Below are 26,019 nucleotides of genomic sequence, written 5' to 3' on the forward strand. Positions count from 1 at the left end.
GTGCGACCTGGTCGGCCCCTGGCAGTTGCAACGCGCTTCGGCGTTAACTCTCCCTAAACGCCGCTCTTCTGGGTCGAGCGAGCGCGTTGCCTTCGCCTGGGTCGGGGCACGGAATCTAAAATGGCATGCTGGCTTTGGTTCAGGTCCTTCTGATCCTCTGCTGTCATGTACGCTAATCGGCAGTGCAAGCACTCGGAGATTGGCGAAAGTCGTTAAATTGGAGAACTCGCAGGCGAGTCCGTCCAATCGTTACAACCGCTGTTCTCGCGAGCACATGCGCAGCCGGGTAGGCTCGCAGTTGCAACGAGGTCGTTGCGAGGGGGGAAGCATCCAGACGGCGCGCAGCGGCCCTTCCAATCAAGGGCGCAACGCGGCACCAGTGCGGCGTGCAGTGTCAGGCAGGCTCCCCCCTTCGATGAAAGCCCTCGGCCAGCGTTGCCGCCCCTCGTGGAAGGGGAAGCGCTGGAGAAGAGCACTCCATCTGGTACCTATTTTCGAGTCGAGAGGGGGGTCGACTTTAGAAACTTTCAACCGTTGCAACGTTCTCGACGGTTGATCCGCCCGTTGCGCCTGCAGGCGAGTCGTCGCTTCGCGCCGGTCGTAACGATAAAACCGGCCGAATCGACGATCGCTGCGATCGCGAGGCTTCTTCGCGCGAGTGCGCAACTTTATTTCCAAGCCACCTGGCTCTGCCGGTGGACGGGCGACAAGTTGGCAAGCGAATCGAAGTTCGTCCACCGGCGGAGCCGGTGGCTTTAAGCGCTACGCGGCTTTGAGCGCTGACGGCGCGATGTGGCCATCTTCGCTGACGTCCTCAAATCGCACGGAGACGCGCTTCGACACGCCTGACTCTTGCATTGTTACGCCGTAGAGGACGTCGGAACAGGTCATCGTTCGTTTGGAATGCGTGATGACGATGAACTGCGTCGACTGCATGAACTGCTTCAGTACTTCCACAAAGCGATCGATGTTCGCTTCGTCGAGCGCGGCGTCGACTTCGTCCAGAACGCAGAAAGGGCTGGGGCGGCTGCGGAAGATCGCTAGCAACAGCGCCACGCAGGTCAGCGTGCGTTCGCCGCCTGAAAGGAGCGAGATGTTGCGAGGTTGCTTGCCGGGGGGGCGGGCGATGATCGAGATGCCAGCCTCGAGCACGTCGCCGCTGGCATCGTCCTCCAGCACGATGTCGGCCTCGCCGCCGGCGAACAACCCGCGGAAAATCTCCTGGAAGTGCGTGCGGATGTTGTTGACCGACGTAGTAAAGAGTTCCCGGCTTTCAGCGTTGATCTGCTGGACAATTTGTTCGAGCCGCGCCTTGGCCGATTGCAGGTCCTCGTACTGGCCGGCCAGCGTCGCGTAACGCGTCTCCAGGCCTTCGAGCTCGGCGAGAGCCTCGACGTTCACTGGACCGACCGCTTGCAGTCGACCCTTCAGGTCGCGGATTTCGGCTTCGATGGCGGCGCGGTCGGCTGGAACCGAATCGGCGACGGCGTCGACAGTTCGATTCTCGGCGGCGAGAGTCGCCAGATCGAGACTGTAGTCTTCGCGTAGGCGTTCGGCCGTCGCCGATCGCTGCTGGACGAGTTGCTGCAGTTCCAACTGGACGCCCTGCAGGCGGCGCTGGCGGGCCAATAGCTGCTCGCGAATCGCATCTGCGGCCATGACCGCGGCGGAGCGATCGCCCTGGCGGAGGCTGCGAGTCTGTTCCAACTCCGCGAGCTGGAGGCCGAACCCTTCCTTGCGGGCGAACAATTCGGCGCTCTCGGCGGCGAGATCGAGCACCAACTGCTGCAAGCGAACTCGTTGGGCTTGGCACTCTGTTGCGCGGAGTTGAGTTTCCTCCAGGAGCGAATCGCGTTCGGCGTGATCGCGGCGTAATTGTTCCATTTGCCGACGCAGGCCGTCGAGACGTTGCTCGCTGCGGGCAAACTGGACGCGCTGTTCGGTGAGGGCGTGGCGGAGTTTCTCGACTTCGGCCTCGAGCTGAACCTGCTGCTCTGTTGCCTGCTGAATCGCGTTGCTGAATTGCTCAATTCGCTGGCGGAGCAGGGTGGTTCGCTCCGCGGAGCCGACGCGGTGTGCCGCCAGCTCCTGCAGTTGGCCGGCGGCAGCTGCGCGGGCGTTGGCGAGCGAGGCGATGCGGGCGTCCAGTTGTTCAATCTTGTCGCTCATCGAGGCGACTTGGAGGCGAGCGTCGCTGTGCGCCTGCGCCGCGGCGGCTTGGCGGGCGGCCAGCTTCTGGAGTCCCCCTTCGGCCGCGGCGATACGACGCTCCAGTTGCTCGCGATCGTGCTGAGCATCGGCCACCGCGCGTTCCATCTCTTCAATCTGCTCGCGCAGCGCGCGCAACTCGCTCCGTCGCGACAGGAGGCCGGCGATGCTTTGCCGCGGGCCAACGGTGAGCGTGCCGTCCGCCAGCACCGCTTCGCCGGCGGCAGTGACAAAATTGAGTCCGCGGCCCGGGCCGTTCGCCACGCGGATCGCCGTGGCGAGCGTATCGACGAGCCAGTGGCGTCCCAGCAGCCGCCGGATCATCGGCTGTAATTCTTCCTCGGCATCGACGAACGTGTCGGCACGGCCCATGACGCCGGGCTCGTCCGAGAGATCGATGCGGTCGACGGCGCTCGCGGGCGAGGGAACGTCCAGTCGCAGAAAGCTGGTGCGGCCGGGCCAGCTGCCGGGCTCGCCGGCGAGGGCCGCCGCGAGCGATTTGGTTTCGGTGACCACCAAGTAATTTGCGCGGTCGCCGAGCGCAATCTCGATCAGCGGGGCCGAATCGGCGTCGACGTGAAGCAGGTCGGCGACAACGCCGCGGACGTTGCGGAATGGTCCTTCGGGGGCGGCCTGCGCCTGGCGCAAAACTTCTTTCGCGCCAGACGTGAGGCCTTCGAGTCGGCGTTCGAGCTCTTCGAGAACGACGGTTCGTTCATTAGCGCCGGTGAGTCGGCCTTCGAGGTCGGCCACCAGCTTGTGGAGCGCCGCCACTTTGGCGCGGTCGGCGGCGAGTTCGGTCTGGCAGCGTTGATATTGCTGATTCGCTTGCTCCAATTCGGAGGTCAGCGTGGTCAGCTCGGCGGCGGACCGGTTTTGTTCGGCGACATGACGCTCGCGGGTCGCGGCGAGCGGGACGAGCTCGTCGTCGAAGCGACCCAGCGAGCCCTCCGCGGTCTGCAACTTCGCTTCCAGAAGTTGCTCGTCGTTGTGAACCTGGGCGAGCTCGCGTTCGGCTTGCTGCAGTTCAGTCTGCGATTGCACGGCCGCCTGCGCCGCAGTCGCCAGCGCCGCCTCGGCAGCCGCGAGCTGTTGTTGCTGTTCAGCGATGACGCTGGCCCCGCTGTCGAACTGCTGCTGCGAGATCTCTAGCTCGGCGGCCGTCTCGGCGACCAATTGCTGCGAGTCGCCGGCGCGGGTGGTGAGGACGAGCAGCTGCTGGCCCAATCGTTGCGTTTCCAGTTCCAACTCGTCGATGCGCGCCAGATGGCTGCTGCGCGTCGACTCGCACTGTGCAAGCCGCTCGCGAACCGTCGACTCGGCGGCGGTCAGGTCGCGGTAACTCTGCTGCAGCGCGTCGTTCTCGCGGTCGACTTCCGCGACGCGTGCGTCGCACTCGGCGAGTTCGCGTTCCAGGCCGGAAACGTCGGTTTCGTCGGCGCCGGCGGCGCCGCGGAGAGCGTCGATGCGGGCGGTGAGCTTTCGCCAGTCTTCAAGGCCGACGTGGGTACGCAGCAACTCAAGTCGCTTGGAGACTTCCGAATACTTTTGCGCGCGGCCCGCCTGCGAGCGAACGGTCTTGAGTCGAGATTCGAGCTCCTCGACGATGTCGGCGAGGCGGAGGAGATTCTGCTGGACTTTCTCAAGTCGTCGCGCGGCCTCTTCGCGTTTGACGCGAAAGCGGCTGACGCCGGCCGCCTCTTCGAAGATGAGCCGCCGCTCTTTGGGCGACGACTGCAGCACCGCGTCGACCTTGCCCTGTTCGATGATGCTGTAGGCGCCGTTCGACATGCCGACGTCTGCCAGCAGGTCGCGGATGTCGCGCAAGCGGCAGGGCTGCCGGTTGATGAGATATTCGCCTTCGCCGCTGCGATAGACGCGACGGGTGATTTGGATCTCGGCGGCATCATGGTCGAAGATGCCGGCGCGATTGTCGAAGATGAGGGAGGCTTCGGCGGCGTTGGCAGCGCGGCGGGAGCGAGAGCCGCTGAAGATGACGTCGGTCATCTCCTTGCCGCGGAGCGCCTTGACGCTCTGGGCGCCCAGAACCCACTTGATGGCGTCGACGACGTTCGATTTGCCGGAGCCGTTGGGGCCGACGACGACGGTGATGCCGGCCGGGAACTCGAATCGCGTCCGCTCCGCGAAGCTCTTGAAGCCGTTGAGTTCGAGGGCGGAAAGCATGTGACGATTGACTGATCGCGGGAGAGGCGGCTTAAGTTGGCTCTTGGCTGTCGGCCGTCAGCAATTGGCCAGACGGGGGACTTGCTGCGCTCCTCGCGTGGAAGGCCCGCGTTAGCCGCCGCTGGCGACGAGCTTGGAGTCGTCGCTCGACGCGGCTGGTTCGTCGGTGCGATCGGGGACGCGGCCCGTTTCCGGCAGAGCGTTTTCCGCGTAACGGCTCGACAGGGCGCCGCACTCCTTCGCCTGCCGCAACATCTGCACGACGTCGGGGTAGTCGCCGCCAAGGTCGATCACCGCACGAATAACGGCATCGACGTTCGGATCGACGATGCGCTGTTCGGTCGGATTGTTCGGTCCAAAGCGGCTGACGGTGATTTTGTCGCCCTTCATGCCGTTCACCAAAATGCGCGGACCCGCGTCGAGCACCAAAGGCAGCTTGAGGGCATGGTCGCGGCCAAAGAGGACGATTTCCGGACGATGGCTGTTGGTCACGTGAATCATCGGCGGACCGCCCGTTTCGAGCCGGTGATACTTGAACCGGCCGTTCATGCTTTCGCCGCGGATGCGCTGGTCGTCGGCGGCCATCGTCGACAGAGCACGGAAGGCGCCGTAACGGGTTTCGGCGCTCTTCACCGAAAGGAGGCGAGCGAGCGCCTCCGAAGCGGCGCCGTCCTCCATGGCGCTGAGCGCCGAGAAGGCGTTCACGCGGAACGCCGGCTCTTCGGCGGCGGCCTTGGCGAGCGGTTCGACCGCCTCGGTAACGTCGAGATAAGCGAGCGCTTCGGCGGAGTAGAAGCGCACCTCGGAATCTGCCGCCTTGGCGCCTTCTTTGAGGAGCTCGATCGCCTCTTCGCCGCCGACCGCCTCCAGCCGCATGGCGGCCGTTTCCGACGTCACGGGATCGAGCAGCTGATCGTGGAGCAGCTTCATGCGATCAATCCGCTGTTGAGGCGTCTCGCGGACCGCAATGCTGCGGACGACGCGCATGTAGCGACCAATGTTGTCTTTGTAGCGAGGATGAATGGCCAGCTCGATGTACTCGTCGGTTTTGGGGGTGGCGACCCCCAGGCGACGGCCGTCGATATATGTGTGGAAGCGTTCGCTAACGGCCTTGGCCACCATCTGACTCAAGCGAATTGATTGATGCGAATGGTCGAGGATCAGGCCAAGCTGGCGGGACTTGGTGGCGATGCCGCCGGTCAGGACGCGCCCTTGGACCATCAAGGCGGGGTTTTTCTCGATGTCGGCGCTCGGGTCGACGAGGATGGCGCCTTGCGCCACCGCCGTTTCATGGCCCGACTTGATCGAACCGCCAAGGACGGCCATTTCGCTGAGTCGAGTTTCCATGAGCCAGCCGCCGCGGAGACTCGTCGTGTCGCTGCGCGTCGGAACTTTGACTTCGACGTCGAAGCGGTCGCCCGCCTGAATGCCGGGGCGCAGGTAGCCGCGAACGAGGACCAGGGCGGTGTTTGGCGAACTGATCACCTCGTTGGGGTTGGCGATTTCGCGACGGTTCATTTCGGCGAGCAGCGCGGCCCGCTGCGGCGAAGGGGCCGGGTCCTCGCCCGTGCCGGCCAGGCCGGTGACCAGCGCCACGTTTTCGACTTTGACGAAGTTCATGCCGTACGGGTGAGCGACGGCGCTTACCAATTGCGTACCGTCGATCGCGCCATCTTCGATGGTCGACAGCGCGGCGTCGGGGCTTTGAGGACGGAAAATCGGACCCATGCAGCCGATCGCCAGCGACGGCGCAAGGCAGGCGGCCGCCGCCTGCAGCACCATGCGACGAGAGACATTCGGACTGCGGCGTGATCGCTTCGACATGGGACGTGCTCCGACAGGTCGCTGCGCGCAGCCTTGCGCGCAGCCTCGATACCAGACCGAGAGGCCGCGGAGAGTAGGGATGCTGGCGAGAGGGGTCAAGAGAAGGGTGGGGGCTGAAGCCCAGAAGCTGGATGCTAGCGGTGGGTCAAACTCTCCCCAGCATCGAGCATCGCTCGCGGCCCTCACGGCGGATCGTAGCCGCTGCCGCCCCATGGATGGCAGCGGCCGATACGGCGGAGTCCGCGCCAGCCGCCGCGGATGGCGCCGTATTTCTTCACCGCTTCGATGAAGTACTGGCTGCACGTCGGCTGGAAGCGGCAGCGCGCGCCAAGAAAGGGACTGATGCCGAGTTGGTAGCCGCGCACCGCGGCGATCAGCAGCCAGCCGGGAAGGGCGAACACTCGTTGCCACAATGCTTGCATGATAGCGCTAGCTTAGCTGGCGGGCTAATCGGTCGGATAAGGAGCGCAGCGATTGCTGGACGCGCGGCATTGTCGGCGTGGCTCCGGCGCGAGGCAAGGCGACCAGATCGAGCCCCAGCGGCAACTGCTGCTGGGCGAGGCGAAAGGCTTCGCGCAGGCAACGCTTCCAGCGATTGCGGATGACGGCGTTCCCCGCCTTGCGAGACACGACCAGTCCGATTCGCGAATGGGGGAGGTTGTTCTCGCAAGCATAAAGAATCAGCATCCCGTCGCCCGCCGAGCGCCGCCGGGCGAAGACGCGATCGAATTCGATCTTCTTGAGCAGCCGCCGCGATCGATCGAAGGAGAAGTCGCTCACTTAGCTGACCGTTTCATCGCGGTGGGGACGCTGGCGGACCGTATCAACGTCGGCTTGCGTGGGCGCGATCGTTTCCGCATCGAGCGGGCCGGCTGCCTCGCTCGCGCGACGCGAAATCGGCAAGCGATCGGGAGGCACCGAAGGCCCCCGCCGGAAACTGCCTTGCTTGCGGACCCAGTGGCCGCCCAGCAGAATGACCACGATGATCAACAGACCGAGCAGGGCAATGCCGAGCAGCGCCATCAGCACGGCGGCGCTCGCGGGGGGCGAGAGCTTCTCGGCTTGCGCGGCTTCGGCAAGCAAGGCCCAGGCTTGCGACGGCGGCATGCGGCCTGAAAGCGTCACCAGCGCAGCTCCGTGCGCGGGTTCTCGGTGTAACGCCCGGCAATTTCCGCGAGTTCGCGCCGGTCTTCTTCGCTCAGATTTTTGGGCATCACGATCTCAAGTTCAGCGAACAGATCGCCGGGTTCGCCCGAACCGGCTTTCACGCCCTGCCCTTTGACCCGCAACTTGCGACCGCTCGAAGAACCCGGAGGGACGGTCAGCGTAATCGTTCCGTGCGGGGTCGGGACGTCGATCTTGCCGCCGGCGATCGCCTCGGCAAGGGTGATCGGCACCGAGACCTCCAGTCGTTTGCCGAAGCGGCGAAAATGGGGATGAGGCGCGATCGCGACGCGAATCAGGATATCGCCTGCCGGACCGCCGTTCGCTCCAGGTTCCCCCTGGCCGCGGAGCCGAATTTTTTTGCCGTCCTCAATTCCTGCGGGGATTTTCACGCGAATGGTTTCGGTGCGGCCGTCGCCGCGCTGCACGGCGATTTGCGCTTCGCCCCCGAGCACGGCGGTGGCAAAGGGGATCGAGAGCTCGTGCTCTAGATCGGCTCCCTCTTCAGGCGCCGAACGACGGGGACCGCCGCCGCGACCTCGATTGCCAAACTGCTTGAACAAATCGGCGAAACCCCCGCCGGCGCCGCCAAAGAGATCCTCGAAATTAACTTCGTGTGCTTCGCCGCCGCGCGGCCCGCCCGCGCCTGGCCAGGGACGAGCCCCCTGCGGTCCGCCGCCCCCCATCGATTCGTAGGCGCTGCCGTAGCGATCGAATAGCTCGCGCTTTTTCGGGTCGTTCAGTACGTCAAAGGCGTTTTGAACCTGCTGAAACTTTTCCTTTGCCTTCGGATCGTCGGGATGAAGGTCAGGATGGTTTTCGCGCGCGAGCTTGCGGTACGCCTTCTTGATTTCCTCGGCCGAGGCGCCGCGGGCGACGCCAAGCGTTGCGTAGTAGTCTTCAGCCATGAATACCGTGGGCGAGATGCTCGGAAGGTTCGGCGGCGTCGATCGAAGGGGAAACCACCCATTTTAGCGAGCGCCGTCGCGCTGGGTAGTGAGTCGCAGCGGCCCCCCCGCGGCGCTTAGGCCCCCTGCTTCGATTTCTGACCTCCGCCATGCCTCGACTTGGCGGCAGCGTCGCCATCGCCGACCGAGGGCGAGGACTTGGCAAGCGTCGGTCCGACGCTCGCCGCGGACAGCAATTCTCGCTGGGCGCGGTGTTCCGGCTCGTCGTGCCAAGCGGCCGCGCGGACGTACGAACCGTCAGGCATTAAGACGCGAGCTCGGCAGTTGTCGCGCAAGTAAGCCGGAATGATCTCGTCGCAGATGCGCCGCTTAAGATCGGGCGCTTCGATGGGAAACATCACTTCGACGCGACGCTCGAAATTGCGCGGCATCCAGTCGGCACTGCTGAGGAAGATATGTTCCTTGCCGGCCTCGCCAAAGACCATGATGCGGCTGTGTTCCAGAAAGCGATCGACGATGCTGCGTACGCGAATGTTTTCGGAAATTCCCGGCAGACCGGGACGCAGGCAGCAGATGCCGCGGATGACCAAGTCGATCGGCACGCCCGCCTGGCTCGCCTGGTAGAGGGCCTCGATCGTTTCGCCGTCGACGAGCGAATTGAGCTTCGCGAAAATGCGTGCGCTCTTGCCCTCGCGGGCGCGAGCGGTCTGTTCGTCGATCAACTCGATCGTGCGGCGATGAAGATCGGTCGGCGCGATCACCAGCTTCTTCCACTCATGCCCCTGCGAATAGCCGGTAAGAAAATTAAAAAGCGCGGTGCAGTCGTCGGCCATCAGCTTGTTCGAAGTGAACAGCGCCATGTCCGTGTACAGTCGCGCCGTCGCCGGGTTGTAGTTGCCGGTGCCGAGATGAACGTAGCGACGCACCTTGGCGCCTTCCTGCCGAACGACCATGGCCAGCTTGCAGTGGGTCTTTAGATCCATGAAGCCGTACACCACATGGACGCCCGCGCGTTCCATCTGCCGCGACCAACTGATGTTGTTCGCTTCGTCGAAACGGGCCTTGAGTTCCACCAGCGCCGTGACGTGCTTGCCGTTCTCAGCGGCCTGGATGAGCGATTTGACGATCGGGCTATCGCCGCTGGTGCGGTAGAGGGTTTGCTTAATGGCGAGGACGTGCGGGTCTTCGGCGGCGCTCTGAATGAAATCGACGACCGGATCGAACGAATCGAACGGGTGGTGGAGCAGGACGTCGCGATCAGCGATCTCGGCGAAGAGGTTGTCGCCGCGGCGCATGCCGAGCGGTTGTCGCGGCGTCAACGGCGCGTCGCGCAGCGCATCCTTGCCCGGGAGGCGTGCGAGCTCGTTGAGCGCGGTCATGTCGAGCATGCCGTCGACGCGATAGACCTCGGAGTACTTTTCCCCTTCGATGAAGAAGTTTTCCTGCAGTTGCTCCTCGCCGATCAGCGTTTCCAGCAGGTCGCGGCTCATTTCCTTATGAACCTCAAGCCGCACCGCCTCGGAATGCTGTCGGGCTCGGAGACGCGATTCGATGGCGCGGAGCATGTCGTCCGACTCTTGCTCGAGCATGTCGACGTCCATGTCACGGGTGAGCCGAAACGTCGCCTGATGGGCGCTCTCGTAACCCCCGAAGAGTTCCGAGAGCTTGCAGGCGATGATGTCTTCCAACAGCACGAACTTGTTTTCGTGAGGACCGCCGACGTCGATAAAGCGCGGCAATACCTGAGGAAGCTGCACGACGGCGAATAACTCCGCCGGGCCCAGCCCGCTCGTCCGCTGCAGCAACGCGGCGAGGTAAAGTCCGCGGTTGTGAAACCGCGGGCTCGGATGGCTTGGGTCGATCGCCATGGGCGTCAGGATGGGGAACGCCCGCTGGCGAAAGAACTCGTCGACGATTTTCCGCTGCGTCTTGTCGAAGTCGCATTCCTTGAGCAGCAGGATTTGTTGTTCGACGAGCGCCGGCAAAATCGCCTTGTTCCAGCAGCGATATTGCTGTTCGACCAGTTCGCGAGTCCGCTGCCAAATTCGCTGCAGCAGCGTGAGCGCGTCGAGCCCGTCCGCGCCGGCGTCTTGCGGCGCAACGCCGCCAAACGCCTGCTCGCGCAGGCCGGCGACGCGGACCATGAAAAACTCGTCGAGGTTCGAGCTGAAGATTGAGAGGAACTTCACCCGCTCCAGCAGCGGATTGGAAGGGTCCTGCGCTTCTTCGAGCACCCGAGCGTTGAACTCCAACCAACTCAGCTCGCGGTTGATGAAGTGCTCGGGAAGATAGACGACGGGGTCGGGCATGGAACTGCGTAGAGTCGGCCGGGGAGCAGCGCGGACAGAGTGCCAACGCAATTATAGCGTACCGGCCGGGCTTCGTTTTTCGGCAGAAAAAGACTCAAGTTCCCGCCCGCGTCGCCCGCCGCTTGACTACGCGAGTGCGTCAAAGACGCGAACTTTGGACCAGTTCGGCGACTGTTCGGCGATGAACTCTTTGTGCCGAGGGGCGACCTGGTACTGGTCGTGCGCCTCCTTGCTGTCGAACACGACGACCAGCGCCACGTCGAATTCCTGGTCGTTCACCGGGCGCTGATACGAAGGCTCGCGAACGCCTGCGCTGTAGTGGATCGAGCCGGGATGGTCGGTAAGATACTTGTCGCATGCCGCGACGAACGCCTCGCGGGCGGCGGGCGATTGATCCTTCAGGGTGAAAAAAACAACGTGAGCCAGTCCGGTGCGGGAATTTACGGGCATGCTTCGATCCTGACAATCGACGGGACAGCGGCGAGGCTAAACAACGAACGCCAACGTCTCGCTGACGCTATTCACCTACGCCTTTCGCGACCGGCTTATTGTCTTCGTAGAACTGCTCGCTTACGCTGCCGTCTGCTGCCCAGCGGCTTAGCTTGCCGTTAAGCTTGCCTTTGGTGAACGTTGCTTCGGCCAATTTGCGTCCCGCCTCGTCCCATTCAGTCATTTGGCCATCGAGTTGTCCTGCGGCAAAGCTGGCGTCTTGGCGCGGCTTGCCGCTGGCATAGTAGGTCTTGCGCGGCCCAGCGAGTTGACCGTCGACGAAGTTCTGCTCGATCTTCGGCGTCGTGCCGTCTTCATAGTACGTGACCCACGCGCCGTCGCGTTTGCCCGCCTTATAGGACTTTTTCGCTTGCAATGATCCGTCGGCGCGGCGGATTTCCCAAGAGCCATCGGGGGCGCCTTTTTTGTAGGTCACCGTTTTGGCCAGCTGACCGTTTTCGTGCCAATAGCTCCAAGGCCCGTCGTGGACGCCGCCGTCAAAGTTCCCTTCGGTGAACTTCTGACCGTTGCGGTAGTACTCGGTGTACTTGCCGTGGTTGACCACTTGGTTGTCCGAAAGCAGGCGAATATTCCGCTCCACGCGCACCTTGCCATCGTCGTACTTTTCGGAGACCGGACCTTCCTGGGCGACCTTCGGCTCCGGCACCGGAGTCGGTTCATCCAGATAGACTTGTTCCGTTGCTGGGGCCGCCGCGGGCGTCGTTTCGGCGGCGGCGGGCGCCGCGGCCTCCTGGGCGTGCGCCGGCTGAATCGTCACGACAACGCCGCAGACAACTACGAATGACATGGCCCACGGGCGAAAGTTACATTGCAACGCAGGAAGACAAGTCATCGAACTAGACTCCAAGTATGCCGCCGTAAGGTCACATTGGGTCCGTCAGCGGCCCAACGCCTGGCGAATTTCTAGTATGGCGATCAAACGAACTTCAGCCTAGGAATCGTCGCGGACGAGGGTCGAAGGGCAAGCCCTTTCCTTGCGATTCGGGTACGGCTTTGCGGTCTAGGCCGATTCGCCGGGCTTTTTACCGCTTTCGAAGTACCAGTCGGGAGGCAAAATCGTGTCTTTGCCCACCACGATGATGCCGTCCCGGATCGTGCAATGGTCGTTCGACACATCGTCGAACTGGGCGTCGTTGATGATCCGCACGCGCTGCCCGATTCGACAATTCTTGTCGATGATCGCCCCCTCGATCACCGCGCCGGCGCCAATCCCCATCGGCGGCTCGTCGGCGAAATCGCTTGCCGCCACCGCCTCCGGCGACTCGTAGAAGTCGGCGCCCATCAGAATCGAATTGCGTATCGTCACGTCGCGCCCAATGCGGCAGCGGAGGCCGATGACGCTGTTCTCGATCCGCGCGCCAGGCTCGATGATGCAGCCGTCGGAAATAAGGCTGCCGGTCACCATGGCCCCGTCGATGCGCGACGGGGGCAGGAAGCGGGGCCGGGTGTAAATCGGCGCCGCGGCGTCGTTCATGTCGAACGGCGGGTTCTGCTGCGCGAGTTGGAGGTTCGCCTCGTAGAACGAGCCGATCGTGCCGATGTCTTCCCAATAGCCGTCGAAGAGATGAACTTGGACCCGGCGCGTGCCAATGGCGTGGGGGAAGACCTCGCGGCCAAAATCTTGGTGGTTGTCCTGCGCCAGCATCTCGGCGAGCACCTTCGCGCTGAAGACGTAGATGCCCATGCTCGCCAGACAATCGCGCCCGCCGCTGCCAACGCCGCGGGCGTCGATCCAGCCCGGATCCATGCGCACCGGGGCGATTTGCTCTTCGGTCTTTGGCTTTTCGACGAACCCTTCGACTTGCCCGGAGTGGTCGGCCCGCATGATCCCCATCGCCGACGCCTCGCTCGCGTGGACCGGCTTGGCAGCGATCGTGATGTCGGCCTTCGTATCGATGTGGGTCTGAATCATCGCGGCGAGATCCATCCGGTAGAGCTGGTCGCCGGAGAGGATCACGACGTAGTCGACGCCCAACTGCGTGAAGTAGCGCAGATGCTTCCGCACGGCGTCGGCGGTTCCCTGGTACCAGCCCGTGCCTTCCGACATGGTGAGTTGGGCTGCGAGAATTTCGACAAATCCGCCGCTGAAGTTGTCGAACCGGTAGGTGCCGCGAATGTGGCGATGGAGGCTGACCGACAAGAACTGCGTCAACACATAGATGCGGTTCAGGCCGCTATTGAGGCAGTTCGAGATCGGAATGTCGATCAGCCGATACTTGCCGGCCAGCGGCACCGCCGGCTTCGAGCGATAGTTGGTCAGCGGCTGCAACCGCGTCCCCTGTCCGCCGCCTAGTACGACTGCTACCGCATTCTTCATGGGAGATTTCCTTCGATGAATTGCTTTTTCACCGCCAAGAGCGCCAAGCAAGAACGCCAAGGGGGGGATTTAGTTTAACCACGACGGCGCGACGAGCACGACGAAAAAAGCAGACAATGGAGCGAAGCGTACGAACCTTTCCAAGCTCTCCCCTCGTCGTGTGCGTTGTGCCGTTGTGGTTCAATCTCATCCGAATTTACCTTAGCGTCCTTGGCGTCCTTGGCGGTTCAATTCTTTATTGTGAAAAGTTAGTCGATCACTTCACTGCGAAAATTACCAAGCGGCCGGGAACCACTTTTTCCTGTGTTAGCGTCTTCCCGGCGATCTGCTCCGCCACCTTGGGCTCAGCCTTGGCCGTCGCAAGAATTGTTCCGTTGTCGGCGTCGGCCGCCACGTTGATCTTGCCGCGAACTTTGCCGTTCACTTGCACTGCCAATTCGATCGACGACTCGATCAGCAGCGACTCGTCGAACTTCGGCCATGGTTCGTACGCGAGCGACTTGGCATGGCCGAGCGCTTGCCACAGTTCCTCGCCCGCGTGCGGGGCAAACGGCGACAGCAGCAGGACGAATGGCTCCATGCAGGCCCGCGGGCGCCGTTCCTGCTTGGTGAAGAAGTTGGTGAACTCCATCATCCGGGCGATCGCCGTGTTGAACGAGAGCTTCGCGACGTCTTCGGTGACTGCTTTGATCGTTTTGTGGAGGACGCGCAACTCGTCGGCGTTCGGGGCGTCATCGGTGATCGCGGGGCTGAGGGCCATTTCTTCCGCCCTGTCATCGACAATCATCCGCCAAGCACGACCGAGGAAATCGCGAACGCCATTGACCCCATTCATGTTCCAAGGCTTGGTGGCTTCCAGCGGTCCCATGAACATTTCATAGAGTCGCAGCGCGTCGGCGCCATATTCCTTCACCACCTCGTCGGGGTTGATGACATTGCCGCGGCTCTTCGACATCTTCTCGTTGTTTTCACCGAGAATCATCCCCTGATTCACCAGCTTCTGGAACGGCTCGACCGTGCTCACGACGCCGCGGTCGTAGAGGACCTTGTGCCAAAAGCGGGCGTACAGCAGATGCAGCACCGCATGCTCGGCGCCGCCGATGTAGAGGTCGATCGGCATCCACGCCTTTTCGATGGCGGGGTCGATCGGCGCCTGCGTGTTCGTCGGATCGAGGAACCGCAGGTAGTACCAGCAGCTGCCGGCCCACTGCGGCATCGTGTTCGTTTCTCGTTTGTACTTTACGCCGTCGATTGTCGGGTAGAGCCATTCGTCGGGCGCCTTATCAAGCGGCGGCTCGGGGCGGCCGTGCGGCTTGAAGTCGTCGAGGTGGGGCAGATCGACCGGAAGTTGGTCTTCCGGCACGGCGCGGACGCGGCCGGTCTTCTCGCCGGCGGCGTCGAGCTCGTGGAGAATCGGGAACGGCTCGCCCCAGAATCGCTGCCGGCTGAAGAGCCAGTCGCGGAGCTTGTAGTTGACCGCTTCGCGACCGACGCCCTGTTCTTCGAGGTCGGCGATGATCTTGCGCTTGAACTCCGCGGTGCGAAGTCCGTTGTACTTGCCCGAGTTGACGGCCACGCCCTCGCCGCCGAAATAGCGGCGGCCGTCGAGCACTTCGTTACGCTCCGCCGGCGGCAGCGCGTCGCCTGGATCGACGACCGCTTCGATCGGCAGGCCGAATTGCTTAGCGAACTCGAAGTCGCGCTCGTCATGCGCCGGCACCGCCATGATGGCGCCGGTCCCGTACGAGGCGAGAACGTAGTCGGCGACCCAGATCGGAACGTGCTCGTCGTTCACCGGATTCACCGCGTAACTGCCGGTGAAGACGCCCGTCTTTTCCTTCGAGAGTTCGGTTCGCTCCAGGTCGCTCTTGCGGGCGGCCTGTTCGCGGTAGGCCTGCACCTTGGCCGCTTCTTCCTTTTTCGTCAGGCGATCGATGAGCGGATGTTCCGGCGCGATCACCATGTAGGTGGCGCCAAAGAGGGTGTCGGGCCGCGTCGTGTAGATGTCGAGGCTCTCCTCGATGCGAATCTCGGTGGTGACGAAAAGGGATTCGGTCGTCCCCTCTTCATCGGGCACGAGCACGTCTTGGACGCCGGGGAGCGTAAAGTAAACCTCCGCTCCCGTGCTGCGGCCGATCCAGTTCCGCTGCAATGCCTTGATCCCGTCGTGCCAGTCGAGGCCGTCGAGGTCTTTCTCCAACCGGTCGGCATACGCGGTGATCCGGAGCATCCACTGCCGCAGCGGCATGCGAACCACCGGGTGGCCGCCGCGCTCGCTCTTGCCGTCGATCACCTCCTCGTTGGCGAGGACCGTCCCCAGGGCAGGGCACCAGTTCACAGGCGCCGAGCTTTGGTAGGCGAGGCGCCGCTCGTCCTGGTAGTCGCGCACGGCGTCGGCGCCGGCGGCCTGCACCCCGTCCGGAATCGGCAATTCACTAATCGGCCGACCCTTCTGCAACTCCGCATCGAACCAGGTGTCGTAAATCTGCAGGAAGATCCACTGCGTCCATTTGAAGTACGCCACGTCGGTCGTAGCGATCTCACGGCCCCAGTCGTAACTGAAGCCCAAGCTCTTGAGCTGCCGGCGGAAGGTCGAGATGTTCTTCTCGGTCTGGATCCGCGGGTGGACGCCGGTCTTGATGGCGTGTTCTTCCGCCGGGAGGCCGAAGCTATCGAACCCCATCGGGTGGACGACGCTCTTCCCTTGCATGCGGGCGGCCCGGCAGACGATGTCGGTCGCCGTGTACCCTTCGGGATGGCCGACATGGAGGCCATCGCCGCTGGGGTAGGGAAACATGTCGAGGGCGTAGAGCTTTGGGCCCGTCGGCATCTTCGGGGCGGCGAACGTTGCGTGCTGCTCCCAATAGGCTTGCCACTTTGGTTCGATCGCTGCAGGGTTATAGCGTGGCATTGCGGGAGTTTTCGTCGCGGGCAGATGTAATGAGGTAGGTCGTCCAAGGAGCGAGCCGGTCCGTCCCGGCCACGGCGAACGGAGGTTCCGCCCGCCAAGAACGACCGATTCTACTCGCCCCGCCAAGCGGCGCAAACCAGTCGCCCGTTGACGTTTGCGCACCTTACGATTTACCATGTCGTGCTTGTTTCGACCCGAACGCCACCCCCTGGTAGGGCTGTCCTCAACGCAGCCGCCTCCCGCGCCACTGTCCTGCCCGCACGCCGCCCCATGGAAAAAACCAAAGTCGCCATCATTGGTCTCGGCACCGTCGGCAGCGGCGTCGCCCGTCTGTTGCTGGATCATGGCGACCGCACCGCTCGCCATGCCGGCCGGATTCTGTGGCTGGAGAAGGGAGTGGTCCGCGATCTGAAAAAGGCCCGCGACTGCGACTTGCCGGCCGGGGTGCTCACCGAAAACGTTGATGAAGTGATCAACAACCCGGAGATCAAGGTCGTCGCCCACTTGGTGGGGGGCTTGGAGCCGGCGCGGACGATCATGCTGAAGCTGCTCGAAAGCGGCAAGGACGTCGTCACCGCGAACAAGGCGCTCCTGGCTGAACACGGAGCGGAGTTGTTCGACCGCGCCCGCGAACTCGGACGGTCGATCGCGTTTGAGGCATCGGTCGCCGGCGGCATTCCAATCATTGCCAACATCAGCACCTGCCTCTCGGCCAACCAGATTGTTTCGCTCCACGGCATCCTCAACGGCACCAGCAACTTCATCCTCTCGAAGATGAGCGACGAAGGGGCTCCCTACGCCACGGTGCTGGCCGAAGCCCAGCGGCTCGGCTATGCCGAGGCCGACCCAACGATGGACGTCGACGGCAGCGACGCCGCCCAGAAACTGGCGATCCTTGCGCAACTCGCCTTTGGCGCCCGCGTCGACTGGAAGGACATTCCGCGAGTCGGCATCGACAAGCTCGACGTGGCCGACGTGCGCTACGCCAAGGAGTTGGGTTACCGCATTAAACTGCTGGCGACCGCCGATATGGTGGACGACTATTTGGAACTCGACGTGTCGCCCGCACTCGTCGGCACCGGCAGCCCGCTGGCGGAGGTGAGCGGTCCCTTCAACGCGATTCGCTTGAAAGGCGACGCCGTTGGTCCGCTCTTCTACTTCGGCCAAGGCGCCGGACAGATGCCGACCGCCTCCGCCGTGGTGGCCGACATGATCGACACGGCCGTCGGCAGGACGGCGATCACGTTCCGCACGTTGGAACTTTGGTCGAACCGCCAGGCCCGCGTCACGACGGCTCCGAACGACGCCGCGCGAGCGAAGTTCTACCTGCGAGTGATGGTCAAGGACACGCCAGGCGTGCTGGCCCAGGTGGCCACGGTGCTCGGCAAGCACGACATTTCGATTGCCTCGGTGCTGCAGCACGAACCGTTGCTGCAAGAGGGGATCGTGCCGCTGATCATTATGACGCATGAAACGAGCGAAGGGGCCGCGGCGCGAGCTTGCGAGGAAATCGACAAACTCGCCAACGTGCGCGGCGAGACGGTCCGCATGTGGGTGAGAGACTGAACGAATGAAATTGAACCACGACGGCACCACGTACACGACGGAAAACAAGAAACGGGAGCGATCGAAGTGATTGAGCCCATCCCTCAGTCCACGGAAGAGGCAGCTACTCGTTTTCTGGATGCAGCGTTCAACCTTCATCGCGAGTTAGGACCAGGGTTACTAGAGTCTGTGTATGAAGCCTGCGTCTGCCATGAATTGACGCTGATGGGAGTTCCATTTCAGCGACAAGTTAGCGTGCCGGTTAGTTATCGAGGCTTTCAGATTGAGTCCGGGTTGCGATTGGACTTACTTGTGGCAGATGAGGTTGTCGTTGAGCTCAAATCAATAGATGCTCTTCTACCGATTCACGAGGCACAGTTACTCACGTACTTGAAAATCACCAAGAAGCGAGTTGGGATTTTAGTCAACTTCAACGTGCCATTGCTCAAGCAGGGCATCAAACGCATCGCTCTCTGAATCCTTTGCATTTCCGTCGTGTCCGTCGTGTCGTCGTGGTGAGAAACTAAAGAACTATGAAATACGCCATCATTATCCCCGACGGCGCCGCCGACGAGCCGCAGGAATCGCTGGGGGGCAAGACGCCGCTGGAGGCGGCCCACACGCCCGCGATGGACGCGCTGGTCGCGGCCGGGGTCATTGCTCGCGCTTGTCACACGCCGAAGTCGCTGCCGGCTGGTTCCGAAGTGGGCAATATGAGCCTCCTGGGCTACGATCCGCTGAAGAATTTCACTGGCCGTGCGCCGATTGAAGCGGCCGCGCAGGGGATTGAGCTCGGCGCCGAGGATTGGGCCGTCCGCTGCAATCTGGTCACCGTCGAAGACCAGGTGATGCGCGATTTTACCGCTGATCACATCAGCACCGAGGAAGCGACCAAGCTGCTGGCGACGATGCAGGAGTACGTCGCCGCCGATACCGATCTCGCCGACGTGATCCATTTTGTTCCGGGAGTCAGCTACCGCAACCTGATGATTTGGCGGGGAGTGAGCCAGGCGGCGCCCTTCAGCATGGAGACCCGCGCCACGCCGCCGCACGATTTGACCGACAAGTCGATCACCGAGGATTTTCCCCGCGGTCCCGGCAGCGACGTGCTCGTTTCGCTGATGGAGAAGTCGGTCGAACTGTTTAAGGATCACCCGGTGAACGTCGTGCGCCAGGGCTACGGAAAATTGCCGGCAACCAACGTCTGGCTGTGGGGACTCGGCCGAGCGCCGACGCTGGAGCGATTCGATCTCGCCTACGGCGTGCACGGCGCGATGATCACCGCCGTCGACCTGCTCCGCGGGCTCGCGACGCTGGTCGGGTGGAAGCGAATCGAAGTCGAGGGGGCGACTGGTTATATCGACACCGATTACGCCGCGAAGGGGCGTGCGGCGATTGCGGCGCTCGACGACGTCGATCTTATCTGCGTCCACATCGAGGCCCCAGACGAAGCCTCGCACCAGGGCGACGTGAAGGAGAAGGTGAAGGCGATCGAGGAGATCGACCGCCACGTCGTCGCCCCGCTCGTCGAAGCGCTGAAGGCTCGCGGCGATTATCGCGTGATGATCTCGCCCGATCATCCCACGTTTGTGCGGACGAAGACGCACACGCACGGCGACGTACCCGTCGCCATGGCCGGAACGGGCATCAAGCCCGATGAGTTTACTAGCTATGGCGATACGAACGCGGCGAAGTCGTCGCTCGCTTTCGACGAAGGTTGGCGTGCGATGGAATGGTTCATCAAGAAGTGAAAACGTTTGCCCAAAGGGTTCAACTAACACATGTCGCTCATCGTGCAGAAGTTTGGCGGCACCAGCGTCGCCACTAGTGAAAAGATCATGGGCGCCGCGCGCAAGGCGATCCGCGCCCAGCAGCAGGGGCACCAGGTGGTGATGGTCGTCAGCGCCATGGGCAAGCAGACCGACGTGCTGGTCGATCTCGCTCGGCAGATCACCGAGCAGCCCCCGGCGCGGGAGATGGACATGCTCCTCTCGACCGGCGAGCAGGTGAGCGTCGCCCTGATGGCGATGGCGATCCACGCCCTCGGCGGGCAGGCGGTGAGCCTCACCGGCGGCCAGATTGGCATCAAGACCGATAGCTCCCACACGAAGGCCCGCATCCAGTCGATTTCGTCCGAGCGGATGCGGAAGCATCTCGACGATGGCCACATCGTCATCGCGGCCGGGTTCCAAGGAGTCGACGACGATTACAACATCACGACCCTGGGTCGCGGCGGCAGCGACACCACCGCCGTGGCGCTGGCCGCCGTGCTGCGCGCCGATTCTTGCGAGATCTACACCGACGTCGACGGCGTTTTCACCACCGACCCGCGGATCGTCCCCTCGGCCCGCAAGATGGAACGGGTAAGCCACGACGAAATGCTCGAACTCGCCAGTTTGGGCGCCGGCGTGATGCACAGCCGTTCGATCGAGTTCGGCAAGAAGTTCGACGTACCGATCCACGTCCGCAACAGCGCGAGCTTCAGCGACGAACCAGGATCGATCATCGGGAACCTGCCGGAGAGCAGCGACCGCGCGGTGAGCGGCTGCGCCTTGACGAAGAACGAAGCCCGGATCTCCCTCACGGGCGTCCCCGACAAGCCGGGGACGATGCACCGCATCTTCTCGCGGCTGGCGACGGTGAACATCGCGGTCGACATGATCGTCCAGAACATCGGGGCCGCCGGCGTCGCCGATATCGCGTTCACGGTGCTCGAAACCGATCTCCCGGCGGCGCTCAAGACCGTCGGCGAAGCGGCGCGGGAACTCGGCGGCGAGGTGAGCCATGACGCCAACCTGTCGAAGGTTTCCGTCGTCGGCCTCGGCATGGCCACCCAAACCGGCGTCGCCGATCGGATGTTCCGCGCGTTGGCGGACGCCCGAGTGAACATTCAAGCGATCTCCACCAGCCAGATCAAGATCTCCGCGCTGGTCGAGCGGGCCCAGGGGATGGAGGCCCTGCGAGCGGTGCACGACGAGTTCGAACTCGAGAAGCCGCCGCAGTCGCGGGCGAGCTTCGGCGACGGCGCGACGAAGGTCGAGCGTCCCAGTCCGGTCGACGTCGTGTCGCGACTGCAGCGGATGGAGGATCTGACGATCGACGACATCCGTCTCGACCAGACGCAGGGCCGGATCACGATCTCGCAGCTGCCCGATTCGCCTGGGATCGCCGCTGAAATTTTCGAAGCGGTGGCCGCCGAAAGTCTGCTGGTCGACATGATTGTCCAGGGCGCCGGCCGCGACGGGCTGGCGAACCTCAGCTTCACTGTGCCGCGCGACGCGGTGCTGCAAGCGGTCGGGGTGGCGATGGACGCCGCCGATCGCCTGGGATGCGGCCCGGTGAGCAGCGACGCGACGATTGCGATTCTGAGCGTGTTCGGAGTGGGCATTCGGACGCACGTCGGCGTCGGCGCCCGGATGTTCAAAGCCCTGAGCGAAGCAGGGATCAACGTCGAGATGATCAACACTAGCGAAGTGCGGGTGAACGTCGTCGTGGCGGCGGATAAGGGCGAAGCGGGCCTGAAGGCCCTGCGGACGGCGTTCGCCGACGTGATGGGCTGAGCCGACTAGCCGCCGTTGACGTCGTGCAGCACGTCTTCGTTGACGAAGATCGGGAGCGTCGGCTCGCAGGTCACCGCCACGGCAATGGCGTCGCTGGGGCGGGCGTCGATTTCGATCAGCTCCCCCTCGTGGCGGACGCGCAGGACCGCATAGTAGATGTGGTCCTTCAGCTCGCTGATGACGACGTCCTGGAACTTGCCGCCCATCTGCTCGACGGCGCTCACCAACAGATCGTGCGTCAACGGCCGGGGCGATTCCTGCCGTTTGACGTGCCGGTCGATGCTGTTGGCCTCGAAGAGGCCAATGAGGATTGGAAAGGTGCGCGTGCCGTCGATTTCCTTGAGGTAGATGACCTGCTCGTTGTTGATCTCGCTGATGATAATGCGAGAGAGCTCCATCGCGACGGGCATGGGAAGAACGTCCTGAAAGGCGGAGATCGTCGATCGTCGCCGGCGGCGGCGGTGATTGGGGGACGCCGGCATTATAGAGAGTTGCGGAGCGGGGTGTGAAGCATTTCACGCGGCCCAATTGTCCAAGAGCGAAAGTCGATTCGCGCGGACAAAACTCCCGCGCCGGCAAGGGGGTCGAAGCCGCCGCGAGGCAAAACTGCCGTGAATTCTGCAGCCGTCGGTCGTTCGCGTTGTCGAAGGGAATTGTCATCGACGTTTGGACAAAACGCTGTGTTGCGGTGAATCGGCAAGCGCTGCGACGCACGGCCAGGCCGTGCCGAGCGGCATTCGCTGTTGACGTGGCATGGTGGACCGCGCTCCGGCAGCAGATGAAACGCTGCGAGACGGTTTGTGGATTGAAAGGTCGTCAGAAGTCGGGCGAGTCGATTCTTTCAGAAGGAGTGGCCCTATTTCAACACAAAAGTTGGCAGAAGATTTAACGCTGTCGGGAACAGACATGTTGACGTGCTGCGCAGGTCCCTGCTTGTTGAGAGCAAATAGTTACTGAAAACCATTCGCGCGGCCCCCTTGGCATGGCTCGGGGCGCTTGGCGCCCTGTTTGCACCCATCGAGGAACGTCGTGGCGGCTGGCGGCGCTCTCCTTCGATTCGGGCTTTGTTGCCGGTCGCTTGCCGGTACGATTGGTTGATTTCACCTCGCAGCGGTTAGGATGGAATCGCGCACAACGCTCGAGAGGGCGCGGCCGTCGCTGATATTTCCCCAATGAACCGGCAGGATGCGACATCTTTTTGCGTCATTCGTTTAAGATTTGTGTACTGCGGCGGCTTGGCGGCCGGAACCCGCCAGGATCCGTGACGTCAACGAGAAGAGGCATGCCATGGAAAACTTGATGGATCGAGTGACAGCGGAACTAGAACGACTGGTCGATCGACAGCGGATCGAGATCGATGGGGACGTTGCCAGAGGGGCGTCTGGTCGTCAATTGTTAGTGCGGATGCTCTCGCTGCGTTGGGCGCTCGCCGACGCGACGCGACGCCGCTACGCGGCGCTTGCGGCGCAGTTCGGTCTCCGTGGAAATGGTGCGCTGCATGATCTGGTCGACGGCTGGGCGACCGATGGCGAGCGCACCGAGCGGATGGCCGAAGCAGGGTTGTGGGAGCTTGCCGCGGACGCTGTCGCAGTTCCGCTCGACGCGAAGTTATGGAACGCCTATTTCGGCGCCATTGTCGTTGACCAGCCGTGGTCGACGCTGGGCGCGATGGTCGCCTGGGAGGAACTGAGCTCCGCCGCGATCGACGTCGCGCGGCGGTGGGGATCGTCGCGCCGCATCATGCCCGATGACGGCGGAGGCGATCGAGGGAGCGAGCTGGCCGTCGCCCTGGAACGCGAGACGCTAGAGCGCGAGGAGATGACCGAATTGCTCGACGGAATTTCCGTCGCCAGCGTCATGGGACTGCGGTTGACGCGCTGGGCGGCCGGCCACGAAGAGACGGGGCGCGGGCGAGTTTGGCCGACGTCGCGTTGGGCGGCGGGTCAGTTCTGAGCGGTGGTCGCCGACTCATCACGAACAAGAGCCGCGCACGTCCCCCCAGCGGGCGGTCGGGCGCGGCTCCTTAGCGTTCGCAGTGCTGGCGACGGGAAGATTTCTACGACTGCTGCGGCCGGGAGACGACGCGCTTGTTGACGTCGGTTTCCAGCACGCCGAAGGCCTGTTCGTGGCGCTGCACCGAGAGATGCAGGGCGTGCAGCAGCCGCTTGGCGGTGTAGTAGTTGGTCACCAACCGCTGGGTAATGACGACGGCTTCCTGCGGAACGCCGAATGGCTGAGCATTGAGGCCGAAGTCGATGATCAACTCTTCGGGCGTCCCCGTGACGCGGCAGAAGTTGGCGTAGGAGGTGACGGCGTGCTTGTCTTCGACCTGGACGCGTTGACCTTCTTGGAGGGCTTCGGGCTTCTTTTCTTCAGACATGATGATTCCTATGTTCCTAGTGCAGTGAGAATTCAGTTTATCCGCCAAGGACGCCAAGGAGGACGAATGCCAGAGGATGCGAGGGGAGCGAACGAGACTTTTGGATGAGGTATCGCCTCGCGCCGCCGTGCTCTCGTGGGCTGTGGTGGTGACTCATTAATTTTAGGGGATCGGGAGAGAGGGAGCTATAGGCGGAGCTTGCGGGAAGAGTGGCGTGTCGAGAATTTCGGCGCGGCTGTACGGGATGTGCGGGGCTAGGCGCTCGAGTGTGTTCGCAAGAGTTTAGTCGCCGTTCTTATTCATTCATTGGCGGAGCCGGCGGCTTGCGTGCCATCAGCCGTCCTGATTGCCTGCGCCTTTCGGGACAAGACGGAGGATCACGCTTTCGCCCGGAGGCGTGCCGGGCATTGGGTAGTCGGCGATTTTGCGGAGGTCGATTTTCTTGAGCAGGCCGCGGTGGCGGGCTTCGCCACGCTCGTCGACCCAACTGTGGCCTTTGATGAGCAGTAGCTCGTCAAAGGCGTGCCAGTGCGGATTGAGCCAGTAGAGGATTTTCCACATCGGCGCGACGGCGCGGGCGACGATGACGTCGAACGTGCGCAGCTCCAGCAGCTCTTCGACGCGAACGGCGAAGACTTCGGTTGGGAGCGAAAGCTCGTCGATCATCGACTGCAGGACTTTGGCCTTCTTGCCGACCGACTCGCAGAGGGTGACGCGGAGGTCGGGACGGCAGACGGCGATGATGACGCCGGGAACGCCGCCGCCGGAACCGAGATCGAGGACGCGCGCTCCCTGTGGGAGTTGCTTGGCGAGTTCGAGGCTATCGCGAACGTCGCGGCCGACGAACTTGTCGAACGTGGTATGGCGCGTGAGGTTAAGCTGTTCGTTCCAGCGCCAGAGGGCCGCGCGGTAGCGGTCGAGGAGTTCGACTTGGGCGGGCTCGAGCTCGATGCGGTGCGCGCTGAGGGCGGCGGCGAGGCTCGGGTGATCTGGCCTCGACTCGGCAGCCGGGGGGGGGGCCGCGTCGTTGGCGGGGGCGTCGGCGGGATCGATGGGGTCTTGGTCCACGAAGTTCCACTGCGGGAAGTATTGTTGCGGGGCCGCGAAGGGTTGGGGATTGGGCAGTATCGTGGAAAATGAGGGTGGGGGGAAGCGCTTCGCGCTTTGGCGGTGCGCTCCGCTGGCGCGTCGCGGCGATCGATCTGCGGATTTGGGACGAAAATGTTCGGCGTTATCAACATCAACAAACCGGCAGGGTGGAGCTCGCGGGCGACGCTGACGCGGGTGGAGCGATTGGTGCGGCCGGTGAAGGTGGGGCATGCGGGGACGCTCGATCCGCTGGCCGCGGGGGTGCTGGTGGCCTGCCTGGGGCCGGCGACGCGGCTGATTGAGCACGTGCAGCGGATGCCGAAGGAGTACCAAGCGACCTTTCTGCTGGGGCGGCGCAGCCCGAGCGACGACGTCGACAGCGAGGTGGAGCAGCTGGTCGATCCGCCGACGCCCCCGCGGGCGGACATTGAGGCGCTGCTGCCGCGGTTCACGGGCGTAATCTCTCAACGGCCGCCGGCGTTCTCGGCGGTGAAAATCGAGGGGCAGCGGGCGTACAAGCTGGCGCGGAAAGGGCGGGACGTCGAGACCTCGCTGCGGGAGGTGGAGGTCTACGCCATTGAGCTGGGGCGATACGAATACCCCGAAGTGGAGTTGAACATCCGTTGCAGCGGCGGGACCTATGTGCGGAGTCTCGGCCGCGACCTGGCGCAGCAACTCGGCACGGCGGCGGTGATGTCGGCGCTGGTGCGGACGACGATTGGGCCATTTCGGATTGAAGACGCGATGGAGGCGCGATCGCCCGACGAAGAGCGATTGCGCACGCACCTGCAGTCGCCGCTCGCGGCGATCCCCGGCATGCCGCGGCTTACGCTGACGGATGGGCAGGTCTACGAGGTGCAGCACGGCGGGCTCATCAAGGGTGAGCATTTGCCAGAGGAGTTGCGCGGCATTGCGAGTTCGGCGGGGGGCCTGATCGCGGGCGTCGACGCGCGAGGCGATTTGATCGCCCTGCTAAAAGAAGCTCGGCCGGGGTGGCTGCGGCCGTCGCCCAACTTTCTCCAGCCGGCATAAGCGGCAGGTCATCTTGGGGTTGGGGGAGTTTAATGGGGGTAAATCTAAGGGAGCGGTGCGCGCTTGAGGCGTGGACGC

20 protein-coding genes are annotated in these 26,019 nt (G+C 63.3%); 6 read left to right on the forward strand and 14 right to left on the reverse strand.

Annotation, left to right across the window (positions count from 1 at the left end; translation table 11 throughout):
• Window positions 1-762 precede the first annotated feature (762 nt).
• From smc to leuS, 11 genes are all read right to left on the reverse strand, one after another.
• Entirely contained in the window at window positions 763-4,392 is a 3,630-nt protein-coding gene (gene smc, locus I41_RS06000) for a chromosome segregation protein SMC (protein WP_145431683.1), read from the reverse strand.
• A 111-nt stretch (window positions 4,393-4,503) separates the two neighbouring features.
• Window positions 4,504-6,216, reverse strand: coding sequence for a flagellar basal body P-ring protein FlgI (locus I41_RS06005; RefSeq protein WP_168206724.1), 1,713 nt, complete (start codon window positions 6,214-6,216; stop codon window positions 4,504-4,506).
• 182 nt (window positions 6,217-6,398) lie between these two features.
• Window positions 6,399-6,638 (reverse strand): membrane protein insertion efficiency factor YidD, encoded by a 240-nt coding sequence (yidD, locus tag I41_RS06010; protein ID WP_145431685.1) that lies wholly within the window; start codon window positions 6,636-6,638, stop codon window positions 6,399-6,401.
• A gap of 7 nt (window positions 6,639-6,645) precedes the next feature.
• A complete protein-coding gene (gene rnpA, locus I41_RS06015) occupies window positions 6,646-6,996 on the reverse strand; it encodes a ribonuclease P protein component (RefSeq protein ID WP_145431686.1) in 351 nt (116 codons plus the stop codon).
• Window positions 6,997-7,341: a hypothetical protein gene (locus I41_RS06020; RefSeq protein ID WP_145431687.1), complete on the reverse strand. Its 345-nt coding sequence runs from the start codon at window positions 7,339-7,341 to the stop codon at window positions 6,997-6,999. It abuts the gene before it with no gap.
• On the reverse strand, window positions 7,338-8,288 hold the full coding sequence (locus I41_RS06025; RefSeq protein ID WP_145431688.1) for a DnaJ C-terminal domain-containing protein: 951 nt from the start codon (window positions 8,286-8,288) through the stop codon (window positions 7,338-7,340). Before I41_RS06025 ends, I41_RS06020 begins: the two co-directional genes overlap by 4 nt.
• A gap of 116 nt (window positions 8,289-8,404) precedes the next feature.
• Window positions 8,405-10,597 carry a polyphosphate kinase 1 gene (gene ppk1 / locus I41_RS06030; protein WP_145431689.1) on the reverse strand — a complete coding sequence of 731 codons (2,193 nt, stop codon included), beginning with the start codon at window positions 10,595-10,597 and terminating at the stop codon, window positions 8,405-8,407.
• 126 nt (window positions 10,598-10,723) lie between these two features.
• Window positions 10,724-11,047 (reverse strand): Dabb family protein, encoded by a 324-nt coding sequence (locus tag I41_RS06035; protein ID WP_145431690.1) that lies wholly within the window; start codon window positions 11,045-11,047, stop codon window positions 10,724-10,726.
• A 67-nt stretch (window positions 11,048-11,114) separates the two neighbouring features.
• Window positions 11,115-11,894, reverse strand: coding sequence for a toxin-antitoxin system YwqK family antitoxin (locus I41_RS06040; protein ID WP_168206725.1), 780 nt, complete (start codon window positions 11,892-11,894; stop codon window positions 11,115-11,117).
• 213 nt (window positions 11,895-12,107) lie between these two features.
• Entirely contained in the window at window positions 12,108-13,424 is a 1,317-nt protein-coding gene (locus I41_RS06045; RefSeq protein ID WP_145431692.1) for a glucose-1-phosphate adenylyltransferase, read from the reverse strand.
• A 256-nt stretch (window positions 13,425-13,680) separates the two neighbouring features.
• Complete coding sequence (gene leuS / locus I41_RS06050) at window positions 13,681-16,335, reverse strand: leucine--tRNA ligase (RefSeq protein WP_145431693.1); 2,655 nt, start codon at window positions 16,333-16,335, stop codon at window positions 13,681-13,683.
• 270 nt (window positions 16,336-16,605) lie between these two features.
• On the opposite strand from leuS, the gene I41_RS06055 reads away from it, so the two are divergent.
• The 4 genes from I41_RS06055 to I41_RS06070 all read left to right on the forward strand — a co-directional run bounded on the left by I41_RS06055 (window position 16,606) and on the right by I41_RS06070 (window position 21,440).
• A complete protein-coding gene (locus I41_RS06055) occupies window positions 16,606-17,901 on the forward strand; it encodes a homoserine dehydrogenase (RefSeq protein WP_145431694.1) in 1,296 nt (431 codons plus the stop codon).
• A gap of 66 nt (window positions 17,902-17,967) precedes the next feature.
• A complete protein-coding gene (locus I41_RS06060) occupies window positions 17,968-18,357 on the forward strand; it encodes a GxxExxY protein (protein WP_246133817.1) in 390 nt (129 codons plus the stop codon).
• Window positions 18,358-18,413: 56 nt separating this feature from the next.
• On the forward strand, window positions 18,414-19,631 hold the full coding sequence (locus I41_RS06065; protein ID WP_145431696.1) for a cofactor-independent phosphoglycerate mutase: 1,218 nt from the start codon (window positions 18,414-18,416) through the stop codon (window positions 19,629-19,631).
• A gap of 30 nt (window positions 19,632-19,661) precedes the next feature.
• On the forward strand, window positions 19,662-21,440 hold the full coding sequence (locus I41_RS06070) for an aspartate kinase (protein WP_145431697.1): 1,779 nt from the start codon (window positions 19,662-19,664) through the stop codon (window positions 21,438-21,440).
• 5 nt (window positions 21,441-21,445) lie between these two features.
• Here the strand turns inward: I41_RS06070 and I41_RS06075 are convergent, their stop codons facing one another.
• The gene (locus I41_RS06075; RefSeq protein WP_145431698.1) at window positions 21,446-21,850 is read right to left on the reverse strand and encodes a bifunctional nuclease family protein; all 405 of its coding nucleotides are present in this window, start codon (window positions 21,848-21,850) and stop codon (window positions 21,446-21,448) included.
• An 877-nt stretch (window positions 21,851-22,727) separates the two neighbouring features.
• Between I41_RS06075 and I41_RS06080 the strand changes: the two genes are divergently transcribed.
• Window positions 22,728-23,393: a hypothetical protein gene (locus tag I41_RS06080; RefSeq protein ID WP_145431699.1), complete on the forward strand. Its 666-nt coding sequence runs from the start codon at window positions 22,728-22,730 to the stop codon at window positions 23,391-23,393.
• A 103-nt stretch (window positions 23,394-23,496) separates the two neighbouring features.
• On the opposite strand, the gene I41_RS06085 is transcribed toward I41_RS06080, so the two are convergent.
• Window positions 23,497-23,820: a DUF3467 domain-containing protein gene (locus tag I41_RS06085; RefSeq protein WP_145431700.1), complete on the reverse strand. Its 324-nt coding sequence runs from the start codon at window positions 23,818-23,820 to the stop codon at window positions 23,497-23,499.
• Window positions 23,821-24,153: 333 nt separating this feature from the next.
• On the reverse strand, window positions 24,154-24,888 hold the full coding sequence (gene rsmG, locus I41_RS06090; protein WP_246133818.1) for a 16S rRNA (guanine(527)-N(7))-methyltransferase RsmG: 735 nt from the start codon (window positions 24,886-24,888) through the stop codon (window positions 24,154-24,156).
• A 153-nt stretch (window positions 24,889-25,041) separates the two neighbouring features.
• Between rsmG and truB the strand changes: the two genes are divergently transcribed.
• Window positions 25,042-25,941, forward strand: a complete 900-nt coding sequence (truB, locus tag I41_RS06095; RefSeq protein WP_145431702.1) for a tRNA pseudouridine(55) synthase TruB — start codon at window positions 25,042-25,044, stop codon at window positions 25,939-25,941.
• Window positions 25,942-26,019: the final 78 nt, after the last annotated feature.

The sequence above is a fragment of the Lacipirellula limnantheis genome (assembly GCF_007746075.1).
In the GTDB taxonomy this organism is placed as follows: domain Bacteria; phylum Planctomycetota; class Planctomycetia; order Pirellulales; family Lacipirellulaceae; genus Lacipirellula; species Lacipirellula limnantheis.

Excerpts from the sequence above, each read along its gene's own strand:
- smc (WP_145431683.1), bottom strand. The coding sequence starts at position 4,392 with ATGCTTTCCGCCCTCGAACTCAACGGCTTCAAGAGCTTCGCGGAGCGG.
- I41_RS06005 (WP_168206724.1), bottom strand. The coding sequence starts at position 6,216 with ATGTCGAAGCGATCACGCCGCAGTCCGAATGTCTCTCGTCGCATGGTG.
- yidD (WP_145431685.1), bottom strand. The coding sequence starts at position 6,638 with ATGCAAGCATTGTGGCAACGAGTGTTCGCCCTTCCCGGCTGGCTGCTG.
- I41_RS06025 (WP_145431688.1), bottom strand. The coding sequence starts at position 8,288 with ATGGCTGAAGACTACTACGCAACGCTTGGCGTCGCCCGCGGCGCCTCG.
- ppk1 (WP_145431689.1), bottom strand. The coding sequence starts at position 10,597 with ATGCCCGACCCCGTCGTCTATCTTCCCGAGCACTTCATCAACCGCGAG.
- I41_RS06035 (WP_145431690.1), bottom strand. The coding sequence starts at position 11,047 with ATGCCCGTAAATTCCCGCACCGGACTGGCTCACGTTGTTTTTTTCACC.
- I41_RS06040 (WP_168206725.1), bottom strand. The coding sequence starts at position 11,894 with ATGTCATTCGTAGTTGTCTGCGGCGTTGTCGTGACGATTCAGCCGGCG.
- I41_RS06045 (WP_145431692.1), bottom strand. The coding sequence starts at position 13,424 with ATGAAGAATGCGGTAGCAGTCGTACTAGGCGGCGGACAGGGGACGCGG.
- leuS (WP_145431693.1), bottom strand. The coding sequence starts at position 16,335 with ATGCCACGCTATAACCCTGCAGCGATCGAACCAAAGTGGCAAGCCTAT.
- I41_RS06055 (WP_145431694.1), top strand. The coding sequence starts at position 16,606 with ATGGAAAAAACCAAAGTCGCCATCATTGGTCTCGGCACCGTCGGCAGC.
- I41_RS06065 (WP_145431696.1), top strand. The coding sequence starts at position 18,414 with ATGAAATACGCCATCATTATCCCCGACGGCGCCGCCGACGAGCCGCAG.
- I41_RS06070 (WP_145431697.1), top strand. The coding sequence starts at position 19,662 with ATGTCGCTCATCGTGCAGAAGTTTGGCGGCACCAGCGTCGCCACTAGT.
- I41_RS06075 (WP_145431698.1), bottom strand. The coding sequence starts at position 21,850 with ATGCCCGTCGCGATGGAGCTCTCTCGCATTATCATCAGCGAGATCAAC.
- I41_RS06080 (WP_145431699.1), top strand. The coding sequence starts at position 22,728 with ATGGAAAACTTGATGGATCGAGTGACAGCGGAACTAGAACGACTGGTC.
- I41_RS06085 (WP_145431700.1), bottom strand. The coding sequence starts at position 23,820 with ATGTCTGAAGAAAAGAAGCCCGAAGCCCTCCAAGAAGGTCAACGCGTC.
- truB (WP_145431702.1), top strand. The coding sequence starts at position 25,042 with ATGTTCGGCGTTATCAACATCAACAAACCGGCAGGGTGGAGCTCGCGG.